Source organism: Clavibacter michiganensis (genome assembly GCF_016907085.1).
GTDB lineage: Bacteria > Actinomycetota > Actinomycetes > Actinomycetales > Microbacteriaceae > Clavibacter > Clavibacter michiganensis_O.
In genome coordinates this window covers 1,622,620-1,636,609 of record NZ_JAFBBJ010000001.1, presented here as the reverse complement: position 1 = coordinate 1,636,609, position 13,990 = coordinate 1,622,620, and the positions used below count along the sequence as shown (strand labels likewise).

Here is a 13,990-nt window from a genome sequence, read left to right as displayed (position 1 = left end):
GACGGGTCCTTCGTGTCTCGGGTGGCCCGGTGGGGGCCATGAGGAGATCACACCCGGCGACCCTATGAGCACCCCATGACGCGCACGAGCGTCCGCCAAGCATCCTGGGCCCTGCCCGGGCGTACCCTGAGCGGCATGACGCGGAGGTCGGACGGAGAGGACGAACCCTCCGGCGTGGATCCGCGCTTCGACCCGGCGTTCCAGCGGGCCTCGGCACGCGGGTCGCAGCCGAGCCCGGACCAGCGGGCGAGCGCCGGCGCCGAGCGCCCGGCCTCCCCGACCGAGGACCCGCCGCGGCCGCCGTCGCCGTCGGGACCGGGAGCGCGGGCGGCCGATCGGCCGGACCTCGCCGGCTGGCTCGCCCCGGTGCTCTGGATCCTCGCCGTCGCCTTCCCCGCCGCGGGCCTCGGCCTGCGCGCGCTCGCCGCCGGGATCGCGACCTCCATGCCGTACTCCAGCTTCGGCGACCCGCTGGGGCAGCGCTGGCTCCTCGATCTCGTGCCCCTGCTCGTGACCCTGGCGCCGGGCGTCGTCGCAGGCGGCCCGATGGCCGTGATCGCCGCGCTCGCCGTGCACGCCCTCCGCCGCCGGCCCGCCCGAGCCGCGACGGACGACCGCGAGGCCGACGTCCCCCGCGCGTAGGCTCGACGCATGGAGCAGAGAAGCCTCGGCAGGACCCATCGGAACGTCTCGGTCATCGGACTCGGGACATGGCAGCTCGGCGGGGACTGGGGTGACGTCGCCGAGGACGACGCGCTCGCGGTGCTCGACGCGGCGGCCGACGCGGGCATCACCTTCTTCGACACGGCCGACGTCTACGGCGACGGTCGCAGCGAGACCATCATCGGATCCTGGCTCCGCGCGCACCCGGATTCCGGCGTCACCGTCGCGACGAAGATGGGCCGCCGCGACGCGCAGGATCCCGCGAACTTCACCCTCGACCGCTTCCGCGAGTGGACCGACCGCTCGCGCCGGAACCTCGGCGTCGAGACGCTCGACCTCGTCCAGCTGCACTGCCCGCCCACGCCCGTGTTCTCGAGCGACCGCGTCTACGACGCCCTCGACGAGCTCGTCGCCGACGGCGCCATCGCGTCCTATGGCGTGAGCGTCGAGACGACCGACGAGGCCCTCCTCGCCATCGCGCGCCCCGGCGTCGCGAGCGTGCAGATCATCCTCAACGCGTTCCGCCTGAAGCCGCTCGACCGCGTGCTGCCGGCCGCCGTCGAGGCGGGCGTCGGGATCATCGCCCGCGTGCCGCTCGCGTCCGGTCTCCTCAGCGGCCGCTACACCGCCGCCACCACCTTCGCCGAGACCGACCACCGCAACTTCAACCGCGGGGGCGCCGCGTTCGACGTGGGGGAGACCTTCTCGGGCGTCGACTACGACGACGGCGTCGCCGCGGCCCGCGAGTTCGCGGCCGCCGCGCACGAGGCCGCGCCGGACCTCACGCCCGCGCAGGTCGCGCTCGCCTGGATCGTGCAGCGCGAGGGCGTCTCCGCGGTGATCCCCGGAGCCCGCAACGCGGAGCAGGCCCAGGCGAACGCGCGCGCCGGCTCCGCCCCCAGGCTCGGCGAGGTCTTCGAGCGCCAGGTCGCGGACATCTACGACCGGTACTTCCGCGCGGCGGTCCACCCGCGCTGGTAGTCCCGCGGAACGGACGACGGCCCGGTCAGCTTCGCGCTGGCCGGGCCGTCGTGCGTGCGGGGAGAGCTACTGCAGCTGGTCGCAGGCGCTCGACATCTGCGTCTTCAGCTCGTCGCTGATCGGCTGGCCGACGCCGGGCGCGAGCTGGTCGGCGAGGGCCGTGATCTGCTGGCCCGCAGCCGCGGCGCCGCTGTCCGTGGAGGCGGAGATCTCGGTGCCGAGGTCGCGGAACGCCTGCACGTCGGACTCCTCGAGCGTCGACTTGTCCTTGAGGCCGCAGGCGATGTCGCGGGTCTTGGCGGCGATGGCCTCGCGGGATCCGGAGGCCGCGGCGTCGCCGGAGCCGGCGTCGCCCTCGGTGGTCGCCTCGGGCGTGGGGCTCGCGGCCTCGGCGGAGGCGGATGCGGAGGCGGACGGGGTGGGCGTCGCGGCGTCGTCGGCGGCCGGCGAGCTGCACCCGGCGAGCGCGAGGCCGAGCACGAGGCCCAGCCCGGCGATCCCGGCGCGCAGGCGGCGCGTGGTCAGAGGGGTCTGCGGAGAGGTCATGCCCTCACACTATCCAGCGCGGCGGGCTGTTTTTCCGCGGGGGCGGAGACTCTGGGGCGCGGATCCCGTGGGTCCTCCGCGCGTCCGGCCGAGCCGACCGTCAGGTCATGACCGGGACGGGCTCCGTGTCCGGGATCGGGCCGGCGTCGCGGCCGCGGAGGTCCGGGCTGTGCCGGTGGAAGACGGCGGCGATGGCCGCGCCCGCCGCCAGCAGCGCCGCCGCGACGACGAACGCGCCCTGCGCCCCCTGCGCGTCGATGACGAAGCCGGCCGCGGCGGATCCCAGCGCCGCCCCGATGAGCTGCCCGGTGCCGACCCAGCCGTAGGCCTCCGCGGTGTCGCTGAAGCGCACCGAGGACGAGACGACGGCGAACAGCACGGCCAGCGCGGGCGCGATGCCGACGCCCGCGAGGAAGAGGAACACCGACAGCCAGACGACGTTCATCGACACGGCCGCGAAGGCGGTGCCGGCGAGGATGATCGCCATGCGCCGGGCCATGGCCCACGGGCTGATGGGGATGTGGCCGAGCGCGAGGCCGCCGATGAGCGAGCCGACGGCGAAGATCGCGAGGACGAAGCCCGCCTCGGGCCCGCCGTGTCCGAACACGGCGACGACGCCCGCCTCGATGGCCGCGCACGCCGCGATGAGGAGGAAGCCGACGATGGTGCTGAGGAGCACGGGAGGCCGCCCGAGCACCACGCCGAACCGGCGCTTGCTGCGGGGGATGCGCACCCGGCCGAGCTCGGGGGAGGAGATGAACCACGCGCCGCCGCCGACGAGGAAGGCGGCCGCCACGAGGATCCCGGCGCTCGTGTCGACCTGGATGGCGAGGAACGTCGCGATCACGGGCCCGAGCACCCAGATGATCTCCTGCGCCGACGCGTCGAGCGAGAAGAGGGGCGTGAGCTGCTTGGAGTTGACCATCTTCGGGTAGATGGTGCGGACCGCCGGCTGCACGGGCGGGTTGGCGAGGCCCGCGACGAGCCCGAGCGCCATGAACACGGGGACGGACGTGCCGTCGTCGCCGAGCGCCACCGCGACGACGGCGACCGTGCAGACGACGGACGTGAGGATGAGCACCGGGCGCATGCCCCAGACCCCCATCCACCGGCTCGTGAGGGGGCCGGCGACGGCCTGGCCGATGCTCGTCGCGGCGAGCACGAGGCCGGCCGCGCCGTACGACTCGTGGATCCGCTCCACGTGCATGAGGAACGCCAGCGAGAGCATGCCGCCCGGGAAGCGCGCCAGGAGCTGGGCGGCGATGATCCGGCCCACGCCGCGGGTCTTGAGGAGGCTTCCGTACGTGCTCACGAGGGTCAGATCCTACCGGCCGGAGGGCCTCCGCCTGCAGCCCCGGGCGCCACCGGACAGCGATGTCGGCGGCGCTCCGTAGCCTGTGGAACCTGTGGACAAGTCCGCGGAGTTGTCCACACCTGTGGACGACACGCCCACTACATATGGGGTTGGTCCTGGCCGGGGGCCCGCATATATAGTGATGGAACGGCGGGCAACCCCCATCGTCCTGGCTCCGCGGAGCAGGGCGGACGAGGGCTCGCCGAGCATTTCCCCTGGTGAGGACCAGGGCTGGTGAGGCGCAGGCGCAGCGGGTACGACCCGCATCGCGTCGCCTCCGACCGCAGGACAGTCCGCAGCCGATCAGCGCGGGCGACGAAGACCATGAGGAGCAGAGTGTCCATCACCGTAGTGAAGCGCGACGGCACGCGGGAGCCGTACGACGCGAACCGCATCAACCTGGCCATCGAGGACGCGACGCAGGGCCTCGACGAGAACATCGGCTGGGTCACGCAGATCGCCTCCGAGCTGGAGATCACCCTCTTCGACGGGATCACCACGCAGCAGCTGGATGAGGCTGTCATCCAGGTCGCGCTCCAGAACGTGAAGGACGACCCGGCGTTCGACACCGTCGCCGCGCGCCTCCTCCTCAAGACCATCTACAAGCGCGTCCTCGGCGACTACTCGTCGCCCGAGGAGCTCAAGCGCCTCCACGCGGAGCACTTCGCCCGCAACATCCAGCGCGGCGTCGACGAGATGCTCCTCGACTCCCGCCTCGTGCAGCTGTTCGACCTGGAGCGCCTCGCCCAGGCCCTCGAGCCGGCGCACGACGAGCTGCTCAAGTACATCGGCGTCGTCACGCTGAACAACCGCTACGGCATCAAGGGCCGCAACGGCGACGCCCTCGAGGTGCCCCAGTACTTCTGGATGCGCATCGCGATGGGCCTCACGCTCAACGAGCAGAACCCCACCGAGACCGCCATCGCCTTCTACGAGAAGATGTCGAAGCTCGAGTACCTCGCGGCCGGCTCCACCCTCGTCAACGCGGGCACCATCTACCCGCAGCTCGCGAACTGCTTCGTCATGGAGATGCAGGACGACATCGAGCACATCGCGAAGACCACGCGCGACGTCATGTGGCTCACCAAGGGCACGGGCGGCATAGGCCTCTCCGTCTCCAAGCTGCGCGCGCAGGGCTCGCCCATCCGCTCGAACAACACCACCTCCACGGGCCCGATCCCGTTCATGCACACCATCGACTCCGTGCTCCGCGCCGTCAGCCGCGGCGGCAAGAAGTTCGGCGCCCTGTGCTTCTACATGGAGAACTGGCACCTCGACTTCCCCGAGTTCCTCGACCTGCGCCAGAACTCGGGCGACCCGTACCGCCGCACCCGCACCGCCAACACGGCCGTGTGGATCAGCGACGAGTTCATGAAGCGCGTGCAGAACGACGAGGACTGGTTCCTCTTCGACCCGCTGGAGGTCTCCGACCTCAACGAGCTGTACGGCAAGGCGTTCTCGGAGCGCTACGCGTTCTACGTCGCCGAGGCCGAGGCCGGGCGCATCCGCATGTTCAAGCGCATCAAGGCGCGCGAGCAGTTCAAGTCGATCCTCATCTCGCTCCAGACCACCAGCCACCCGTGGCTGACCTGGAAGGACACGATCAACAACCGCGCCCTGAACAACAACACCGGCACGATCCACCTGTCGAACCTCTGCACCGAGATCACGCTGCCGCAGGACGAGGACAACGTCTCCGTCTGCAACCTGGCGTCCATCAACCTGTCGCAGCACTTCTCCGACGGGAAGATCGACTTCGCGAAGATCGAGCAGAGCGCGCGCCTCGCGGTGCGCCAGCTCGACAACCTCATCGACATCACGCGCTCCAGCGTGAAGGAGGCGGACTTCTCCAACCAGCAGAACCGCGCGGTGGGCCTCGGCGTCATGGGCTTCACCGACGTCGTGGAGAAGCTCGGCTTCTCGTACGAGTCGGAGGAGTCGTACGACCTCATCGACGAGATCATGGAGCACGTCTCCTACGCGGCCATCGACGAGTCGGCGGACCTCGCGAAGGAGCGCGGCGCGTACCCGAACTTCGAGGGCTCGCGCTGGTCGGAGGGCCTCGTGCCGCTCGACTCGATCGCGCTCATGGAGGCCGACCGCGGCGTGCCCGTCAAGGTCAACCGCACCACGCGCCTCGACTGGGACGCGCTGCGCGCCAAGGTCAAGGGCGGCATGCGCAACGCGACGCTCATGGCGATCGCGCCCACCGCGTCCATCGGCCTCGTCGCCGGCACCACGCCCGGCCTCGACCCGCAGTTCTCGCAGATCTTCAGCCGCTCCACCTCCTCGGGCAAGTTCCTCGAGGTCAACCGGAACCTGGTGAAGGACCTGCAGGAGCTCGGCCTCTGGGAGACCGTGCGCGAGAGCATCCTGCGCAGCCAGGGCGACATCCAGAACATCGCCGCCATCCCGGACTCGGTCAAGGCCACGTACCGCACGAGCTTCCAGCTCTCGCCGTACGCGTTCCTCGAGGTCGCGGCGCGTGCGCAGAAGTGGATCGACCAAGCCATCAGCCGCAACATGTACCTGGAGACGCGCGACCTCGGGGACATGATGGACATCTACTTCGCCGGGTGGGAGCGCGGGGTCAAGACCACGTACTACCTGCACATGAAGCCGCGCCACACGGCCGAGCAGTCGACCGTCAAGGTCGACAAGTCGCAGGACGCCGACGGCACCAAGCGCAAGGGCTTCGGCGGCTTCGGCGGCGGCGCTCCCGCGGCCGTGCCCGCCCAGGCCGCTCCCGCATCCACCGCGACCGCGGAGGCCCCGGCCCCGCAGTCCGCTCCCGCGCCCCGCAAGGGCTTCGGCTTCGGCGGAGTGGGAGGTGCACGCTGATGAACGACGACACGTTCGGCGACTACGTCGTCCCCATGGACCCCATGGACGAGCTCCAGTGCGACTCCTGCCAGTAGGCAGGCGCCGCTCCTAGCTCCTCCCGGCCCGACCGGCCGCCCCACCGCACGACCCGTAACGCAGCGCGAAAGTAGAGACACCAATGTCGAAGATCCTCGGCACGGGAATCCAGGAGGGCCTCCTCCTCAAGCCCGTCAACTACCAGTGGGCCATGGACCTGTACGACCAGGCCGTCGCCAACACGTGGTTCCCCAACGAGATCCAGCTCGGCGAGGACATCGCGGACTTCAAGAAGATGACGGACGAGGAGCGCCACGCGATCACGTTCCTCATGAGCTACTTCAACCCGAACGAGCTCCTGGTGAACAAGGCGCTCGCGTTCGGCGTCTACCCCTACATCAACGCGCCGGAGTGCCACCTCTACCTGGCGAAGCAGATGTGGGAGGAGGCGAACCACTGCATGTCGTTCGAGTACGTCCTGGAGACGTTCCCGATCGACCGCGAGGCCGCGTACAACTCCCACGTCGACATCCCGTCGATGGCGCGCAAGGAGGAGTTCGAGGTCAAGTTCATCAAGCGCATGACCGAGCAGACCCTCGACATCACCACCACCGAGGGCAAGAAGGACTTCGTCCGGAACCTCGTCGCGTACAACGTGATCCTCGAGGGCATCTGGTTCTACTCGGGCTTCATGGTGTCGCTGTCGTTCCGCCAGCGGAACCTGCTGCGCAACTTCGGCTCGCTCATGGACTGGATCGTGCGCGACGAGTCGCTGCACCTGAAGTTCGGGATCAACCTCATCCTCACGGTGCTCGAGGAGAACCCCGACCTGCAGACCGAGGAGTTCGCCGCCGAGATCAAGCAGATGATCCTCGACGCCGTCGAGATGGAGGAGCAGTACAACCGCGACCTCCTGCCCAACGGCATCCTCGGGCTCAACGCGAACTACATCAACCAGTACGTGAAGTACCTGGCCGACCGCCGCCTCGAGGAGCTCGGCTTCGAGGCCGAGTACAAGGTCTCGAACCCGGCGAAGTGGATGGCGACGGCGAACGACACGCTGCAGCTCGTCAACTTCTTCGAGTCGACCAACACGTCGTACGAGTCGAACGCGTCGGCCACCGTCGGCGCCAAGTAGGACCGCACCACCCGCCGCGGGAGACCGCGGCACCGCACGATCGACGCCGCCCGCGCCGCGCATCCACCCGGATGCCGGTGCGGGCGTCGTCATGCCCCGCCCCCACCGGCCGGGACGGACAGGGAGAGGGAGCATGACCGAGCAGCAGGCCGAGGCGCGGCACGTCGCGCGCGACGGACGGGTCTACCGCACCGAGGTGGTCGGCTGGGACGACCCGCGCGGGGCGCGGATCCGCCAGGCCATGGAGGCCGAGATGGACGTGCGGTACGAGGGCCGGCACGACGACGACCCCGACTGGCCCGCGAAGGCGGCGGTCGCGTTCGCGTTCGACCCGGCCGACGTGGAGGCCATCGTGCTGCTCGTCCTCGACGGCGACGACCGGGACGCGGCCGCGCACGGCGTCATCCGGCACCTCCGCGACGAGCTCGAGCTGAAGAAGGTCGTCGTGGATCCCGCGCACCGCGGGACGGGCCTCTCCCGCGTGCTCATGGCGGAGCTGGAGCGCGTGGCGCGGGAGCGCGGCGCGCGCCGGCTGATCCTGCAGACGGGGGACCGGCAGCCGGACGCCATCCAGCTCTACGCGACCGCGGGGTGGCTGCCCATCGACGTGTACCCGCCGTACATCCCGGTCACGAACTCGGTCTGCTTCGAGAAGCCGCTGGGCTGAGCGCCTCCGACGCTGCGAGCATGGGCGGATGGACATCCTCATCACGCCCGCCGAGCTCGCCCGCGCCCTCCGGACCCGCGACGACGTGCGCGTGATCGACGTGCGCTGGTCGCTCGGCGGCCCTCCCGGCCGGCCGCTGCACGAGGCCGGGCACATCCCCGGCGCCGTGTACGCCGACCTCGACACGGAGCTGGCCGGCCACGGCGCGCCCGAGGAGGGGCGCCACCCGCTGCCCGCGACCGCCGACCTCGAGCGGGCGGCGCGCGGCTGGGGGATCCGGGAGGGCGACACCGTCGTCGTGCACGACGGCGGCGGCAACACCGCGGCCGCGCGCGCGTGGTGGCTGCTGCGCGATGCGGGGCTCCACGATGTGCGGATCCTCGACGGCGCGCTGCCCGCGTGGGTCGCGGCGGGCCTGCCTCTGGCGACGGGATCCACCGTGACCGACCCCGGGGACGTGACGCTCTCGCGCGGCGTGCTGCCCACCCTCGACGAGGACGTGGCGGCGGAGATCGCGCGCACCGGGACGCTCCTCGACGCGCGCGCGGGCGAGCGGTACCGCGGCGAGGTGGAGCCCGTGGATCCGCGCGCCGGCCACATCCCGGGCGCCGTGAGCGCGCCGACGGCCGGGAACCTCGCCGCGGACGGGGCGTTCCTGCCCGCGGGCGCGCTGCGCGCGCGGTTCGCGGCCCTCGGGATCCGGCCGGGCGAGCCGGTGGGCGTCTACTGCGGCTCGGGCGTCACGGCCGCGCACGAGATCGCGGCGCTCGCCATCGCGGGCATCGACGCAGCGCTGTACCCGGGCTCGTGGTCGGCGTGGTCGAACCGGCCCGAGCAGCCCGTGGCGACGGGTGCGGAGCCGGACGGCGACTGAGGGCCCCGTCAGGTGAGGCGGCCGGCGTCGAGCGTGAGCACCCGGTGGGCGCGGTCGGCCGCCGTCGCGCTGTGCGTGATGAGCAGGATCCCGACGCCCGTGCGCGTGCGCGCCTCGTCGAGGGCGTCGAGCACCATCTGCTCGGCCGTGGCGTCGAGGGACGCGGTGATCTCGTCGCACACCAGCAGGGTCGGGGCCGCGACCATCGCCCGGGCGATCGCGACGCGCTGGCGCTGACCGCCGCTCAGCTCGTGCGGACGGCGGTCGAGGTGGCGCGGATCCAGCCCGAGGCGCGCGAGCAGCTCGGCGGGATCGGCGGGCGTGGAGCCCTGGCGGACGGCGGCGCGGCCCGCGCGGGTGAGCGCGGTGCGCACCGTCTCGCCCGGGTGCAGGGCGGCGCGGGAGTCCTGGAGCACCAGCCCCACGAGCGGCTTCTGGGACCGGGCCCGAGCGTCGCCCGCCCACGGGAGGCGCGTGCCCGCGACGTCGAGCGTGCCCGCCTCCGGCACGAGGAGGCCGGCGATCGCCCGGCCGACGCTCGTCTTCCCGGAGCCGGATCGGCCGCGGAGCGCGAGGATCCCGCCGGGCGGAATGCGGAGGGAGGCCTCCTCGACCACCCGGTGCGCGCCGAAGCGGATGCGGAGGCCGGTCACGTCGACGGCGGGAGCGGATGCGGTGGTCGGGATGGGGGAAGCCGCCCGCGCCTCGGCGGTCGCCGGTCCGCGCGCGGGCGGGAGCGGCGCGGATCCGGGCGCGGGGCCGGGTCCCCGTGCGCCGTCGCGCAGGGTGACGACGCGTCCGCCGGTGCGCGCGAGCACGTCGGGATCGTGGCTGGCGATGACGACGGTCGGGAGCCACGGGAGACGGGTGACGTGACGCGCGACGAGGTCGGCCGTCTCGGCGTCCAGGGCGCTCGTGGGCTCGTCGAGGAGGACCACCGCGGGCCGGCCGGCGAGGAGCGCGGCGAGGATCACGCGCTGCGCCTGGCCGCCCGAGAGCTCGGATCCGCGGCGGCGCAGCAGCGCGGGGTCGAGGTGCGCGTCGTGCGCGGCCTCGAGCGCGAGCCGGCCGAGGTCCGCGCGCCCGGTGCGGCCGGCGGACCGTCGCGCCGCCGATCGGATGTGGTGGAGCGCGGTGCGCGCGGGATCGAGGGCGCTCGCCGGGTCCTGCGGCACGTGACCCACGACGCGTCCGCGGAGGAGGCGGCGGCCGGCCGGGGTGAGCGGATCCACGCCGTGGACGCGGACGGTGCCCGCCGTGACCCGGGTCCCGGGGGAGAGGTGGCCGAGGAGCGCGTGCAGGAGGGTCGACTTCCCGCTGCCGGACGGCCCGGAGAGCCCGACGACCTCGCCGGGCAGGACGCGGAGGTCGATCCCGCGGAGGAGCGCCGCTCCTGTGCCGCTCGCGTCGGTCGCGCCGGTCGCGCCGGTCCCGCCCTCGATGGTGAGGCCGCTGACCTCGACGGCGGGGATCATCGGGCCGCCCCGCGCCGCCGGCCGGACGCGTCCACCGCGAGCGTGACGCCGAGCGAGACCGCGACCAGGAGCCCCGCCGGGACCAGGGTCGCGAGCGGGTTCGCGCGGATGCCGACCACGTCCTCCCGGACCATCCGCCCCCAGTCCGCCGCGGGCGCGCTGGCGCCGACCCCGAGGAACCCGGCCGCCGCGGCGAGCTGGATCGCCGCGATGAAGCGGAGGCCCGCATCCGCCAGGACCACGGACCGGATCCCGGGGATGATGTCGTGCCGGAGCCTGCTGCGGATCCCGTCGCCGCGCGCCCGGGCGATGACGACGTGGTCGGCCGCCGCGACGATGCGCGTCTGCTGCCGGATGGCGCGCACGGAGGACGGCGCGCTCACGAGGGCGATGGCGGCGACGATCGCCGCGGGTTGACCCGGGGCGCCCGCGGCGAGGACCAGCAGGACCAGCAGCGCGGGCAGGGCGGCGACGGCATCGACGACGCGCACGGCCGCGTCGGTCACCCGGGACGGACGGAGCCCCGACCAGATCCCGAGCGCGAGTCCCGCGACGCTCACGGCCAGGGTCGCGGCGAGGGCCTCGAGCACGAGTCCCCGCCCGCCCGCCGCGACGCGCGCGAGCAGGTCGCGCCCGAGCAGCTCGGTGCCGAGCGGATGCGCGGCGTCGGGACCCGCGAACGGCCGGCCGACGACCTCGTCCGGCGAGCCGAGCGGCAGCAGGGGCCCGAGCAGGGCGGCCGCGACGATGCTCGCGGCGAGGACCAGGGCGAGCGTCCGGAAGCGGTCGCGGGCGCGGGATCCGGCGGGCGCGTCGCTCATCCGCGGACCTGCTCGGCGCCCCGGCGGCGTCGGAGGAGGGCCGCGCCGACGTCGCCGACCAGCAGGATCGCGAGGGCCGTGCCGCCGAGCACGAGCGCCACCGCCTGCACCATCGGCACGTCCCGCGCGGACACCGCGCGCGCCAGCTCCAGGCCGATCCCCGGGACGCCGAAGAGCGTCTCGACCACGATCCCGCCGCCGAGCAGCCCCGCGGACACCAGCGCGAGCGACTGCAGCGCCGGTGCCGCCGCGTTCGGCAGCACGTGCACGAGCGCGAGGCGGAGGCCGCGGATCCCGTTGAGCCGCGCGTGCTCGACGAACGGCGCGCGCATCACGTCGACGACGGCCGCGCGCAGCATGCGCGCGGCCGGGCCCGCACCGGCGAGGGCGAGCGTCGCGATCGGCAGCACGAGCACCTCCGGGTGCTGCCACGCGCCGTCGCCCAGCGGCACGAGCGCGACCGCCGGGAACACCGGCACGAGGGAGGTGAGGAGCACGAGGAGCGCGGTGGCGACGAGGAACTCCGGCGTCGCCATCATGACGACCGTCAGGGAGGTGAGCAGCCGGTCGGCCGCGCTGTCCTCCCGCATGCCCGACGCGAGGCCGAGGCCGGTCGCGGCCACGGCGATCACCGCGACCGCGAGGGCCGTGATGGTGAGCGTGTCGGCGAGGCGCCCGACGATGACCGGCGCGATCTCGCGGCCGGAGACGAGCGAGCGGCCGAGGTCGCCGTGCAGGGCCCCGGCGGCCCAGGTCAGGTACCTCTCCGCCACCGGGCGGTCGAGACCCAGGTCCGTCCGCAGGGCGGCGCGCTCCGCCGCGGTCGCGCCGGTGCCCGCGAGCGCGCCCGAGGCGTCCCCCGGGAGCGCGTCCGCGCTCGCGAACACGACGACCGAGAGCGCCACGAGGGTCACGAGCGCGGCGCCGCACCGTCCGGCGATCCACCGGCCGAGCGGCGCCGCGGAGCTCACCGCGCCGCGACCGTCGCCCGCGACAGGTCGGGGAACTGCAGCTCGCGCACGCCGGCGACGCCGTCGGACTGCGCGCTGATCGACGGCACGAACACCGGCGCGAGCGTGTAGCCCTTCGCCCAGAGGATCTGCTGCGCCTGGTGCGACGCGGCGAGCCGGGCCTCCGGTGTGGCGGCGCTGCGCGCCTCGGCGACGAGGGCGTCCGCCTCGGGCAGCGCTCCGGGCACGTGGTTCGGCTCGAAGAGCGCCGGCGGCGTGTACCCGGCCGCGAACGGCAGCTGCTGGTACGCGGCGTAGTCGGCGTAGAGCTGGCCGGCCGGCAGCTCGGAGAGGGTCGCGTCCACGCCGATCGCGCGGAGGTCCTGCACGACGAGCGTGGCGGTCTCGACCATGCCGGGCAGCTCCGGGCCCGCCGTGAGCGTCACCTTCATGCCGCTCTGGCCGGCCTCCGCGAGCAGCGCCTTCGCCCGATCCGGGTCGTGCTCGCGCGCGGGCAGGCTCGTGTCGTAGCTCGGGAAGCCGAGCCCGGGCACGTCGTCTCCCGCGAACGCGTGGCCGAAGTAGACGGTGTCGACGATCTGCTGGCGGTCGATCGCGAGCTTGAACGCCTCTCGCACGCGCTCGTCGGCGAAGGGCGCGAAGGCCGGGTTCATCAGGAACTGCAGCGAGGAGGCGTACGGCAGCTCGCTGGTGGAGACGGTGATCCCGGACGCTCCCGTGAGCTCCTGCGCCTGCGCCGGGGCGAGCCCGCTCGCGTAGTCGACCTGACCCTGGCGCAGGGCATCCTCGCGGGCGGTCTGGTCGGAGATGGACAGCAGCTCGATGGAGTCGAGCGTCGGTCCGGTGCCGAGGGCGGTGCCGTAGAACGTCGGGTTCCGGGTGAGGACCGTGCTCTGCCCGGGTTCGAACCCGCTGACGGTGAACGGCCCCGAGGACGGCGTGGTCTCGGTGAACTCCGTGGTGCCGTCCTTGATGGCGAGCATGCTCTGGCAGATGAGCTGGCGCCCGTCGGCGACCGGGTGGCGCGTCGGCAGCGTGACGGTGAGGTCGTCGACGGCCGTGGCGGCGTCCACGTCGAGGTCGCGCGCGACGATCTGCGTGAAGGGCAGGCCGTGCAGCAGCCCGGGAGCGCGGAGCGAGTAGATGACGTCCGCGGCGGTGAGCGTGGATCCGTCGGTGAACGGCACGTCGGGTCGCACGTGCAGCGTGTAGGAGGAGAGGTCGGGGCTCACGTCGATGGAGGAGAGGGCGCCGTAGGCGACGCCGTCCGGAGCCGACGCGTCGAGCTCGCAGAACGGCGCGTGCACCAGCCGCGCGCGGACGTAGTCGAGCGCGGTCGGGCCGACCAGGTAGTCGAGCGTCTCGGAGGCGCCGCCGCCGGGGAAGGCCGCCCGGAGCGTGCCGCCGGACGCGGCGGCCTCCGCGGGAGCGCCGGAGGACGGCGCGCATCCGGATGCTCCCGCCGTGATCGTGAGGGCGAGCAGCGCCGCGACGATCGCGGGGTGCCTCCTGGGGAGCGTGGTCATGGGATCCTCCGTGCGGCTGCGTGGGGATCCGCGCGACGGCGCGGATCGAGACGCAGGATAGCCGCTTATCGAGAACCGTTCTCAGAAAGTTCCACATGCCCGCCGGGGACCCACG

The 13,990-nt window shown here is 73.1% G+C and carries 12 protein-coding genes; 6 read left to right on the top strand and 6 right to left on the bottom strand.

The genetic code is table 11. The annotated features are described in order from the left end of the window. Positions 1-135: 135 nt before the first annotated feature. Both JOE38_RS07480 and JOE38_RS07475 read left to right on the top strand, forming a co-directional pair. Complete coding sequence (locus tag JOE38_RS07480) at positions 136-642, top strand: hypothetical protein (protein ID WP_239544771.1); 507 nt, start codon at positions 136-138, stop codon at positions 640-642. Positions 643-651: 9 nt separating this feature from the next. Beyond that, a complete protein-coding gene (locus JOE38_RS07475) occupies positions 652-1,644 on the top strand; it encodes an aldo/keto reductase (protein WP_204575569.1) in 993 nt (330 codons plus the stop codon). 66 nt (positions 1,645-1,710) lie between these two features. On the opposite strand, the gene JOE38_RS07470 is transcribed toward JOE38_RS07475, so the two are convergent. Then, the gene (locus JOE38_RS07470; RefSeq protein WP_204575568.1) at positions 1,711-2,190 is read right to left on the bottom strand and encodes a hypothetical protein; all 480 of its coding nucleotides are present in this window, start codon (positions 2,188-2,190) and stop codon (positions 1,711-1,713) included. Between the two features lie 100 nt (positions 2,191-2,290). Next, the gene (locus JOE38_RS07465) at positions 2,291-3,502 is read right to left on the bottom strand and encodes an MFS transporter (RefSeq protein WP_204575567.1); all 1,212 of its coding nucleotides are present in this window, start codon (positions 3,500-3,502) and stop codon (positions 2,291-2,293) included. Positions 3,503-3,880: 378 nt separating this feature from the next. Here JOE38_RS07465 and JOE38_RS07460 point away from each other — a divergent pair, with 378 nt between their 5' ends. The 4 genes from JOE38_RS07460 to JOE38_RS07445 all read left to right on the top strand — a co-directional run bounded on the left by JOE38_RS07460 (position 3,881) and on the right by JOE38_RS07445 (position 9,082). Then, positions 3,881-6,385: a ribonucleoside-diphosphate reductase subunit alpha gene (locus JOE38_RS07460; protein WP_204575566.1), complete on the top strand. Its 2,505-nt coding sequence runs from the start codon at positions 3,881-3,883 to the stop codon at positions 6,383-6,385. A gap of 160 nt (positions 6,386-6,545) precedes the next feature. Beyond that, entirely contained in the window at positions 6,546-7,541 is a 996-nt protein-coding gene (locus tag JOE38_RS07455) for a ribonucleotide-diphosphate reductase subunit beta (protein ID WP_012039117.1), read from the top strand. A gap of 133 nt (positions 7,542-7,674) precedes the next feature. After that, complete coding sequence (locus JOE38_RS07450) at positions 7,675-8,208, top strand: GNAT family N-acetyltransferase (RefSeq protein ID WP_204575565.1); 534 nt, start codon at positions 7,675-7,677, stop codon at positions 8,206-8,208. A gap of 28 nt (positions 8,209-8,236) precedes the next feature. After that, entirely contained in the window at positions 8,237-9,082 is an 846-nt protein-coding gene (locus tag JOE38_RS07445) for a sulfurtransferase (RefSeq protein WP_204575564.1), read from the top strand. A gap of 8 nt (positions 9,083-9,090) precedes the next feature. Here the strand turns inward: JOE38_RS07445 and JOE38_RS07440 are convergent, their stop codons facing one another. The 4 genes from JOE38_RS07440 to JOE38_RS07425 are packed head-to-tail and all read right to left on the bottom strand — an operon-like array spanning position 9,091 to position 13,875. Continuing rightward, the gene (locus JOE38_RS07440) at positions 9,091-10,557 is read right to left on the bottom strand and encodes an ABC transporter ATP-binding protein (RefSeq protein WP_204575563.1); all 1,467 of its coding nucleotides are present in this window, start codon (positions 10,555-10,557) and stop codon (positions 9,091-9,093) included. Then, on the bottom strand, positions 10,554-11,378 hold the full coding sequence (locus JOE38_RS07435; protein WP_204575562.1) for an ABC transporter permease subunit: 825 nt from the start codon (positions 11,376-11,378) through the stop codon (positions 10,554-10,556). Before JOE38_RS07435 ends, JOE38_RS07440 begins: the two co-directional genes overlap by 4 nt. Continuing rightward, positions 11,375-12,349 (bottom strand): ABC transporter permease, encoded by a 975-nt coding sequence (locus JOE38_RS15740; protein WP_204575561.1) that lies wholly within the window; start codon positions 12,347-12,349, stop codon positions 11,375-11,377. Before JOE38_RS15740 ends, JOE38_RS07435 begins: the two co-directional genes overlap by 4 nt. After that, positions 12,346-13,875: an ABC transporter substrate-binding protein gene (locus tag JOE38_RS07425; RefSeq protein ID WP_204575560.1), complete on the bottom strand. Its 1,530-nt coding sequence runs from the start codon at positions 13,873-13,875 to the stop codon at positions 12,346-12,348. The genes JOE38_RS15740 and JOE38_RS07425 overlap by 4 nt, the downstream gene beginning before the upstream one ends. Positions 13,876-13,990 lie beyond the last annotated feature (115 nt).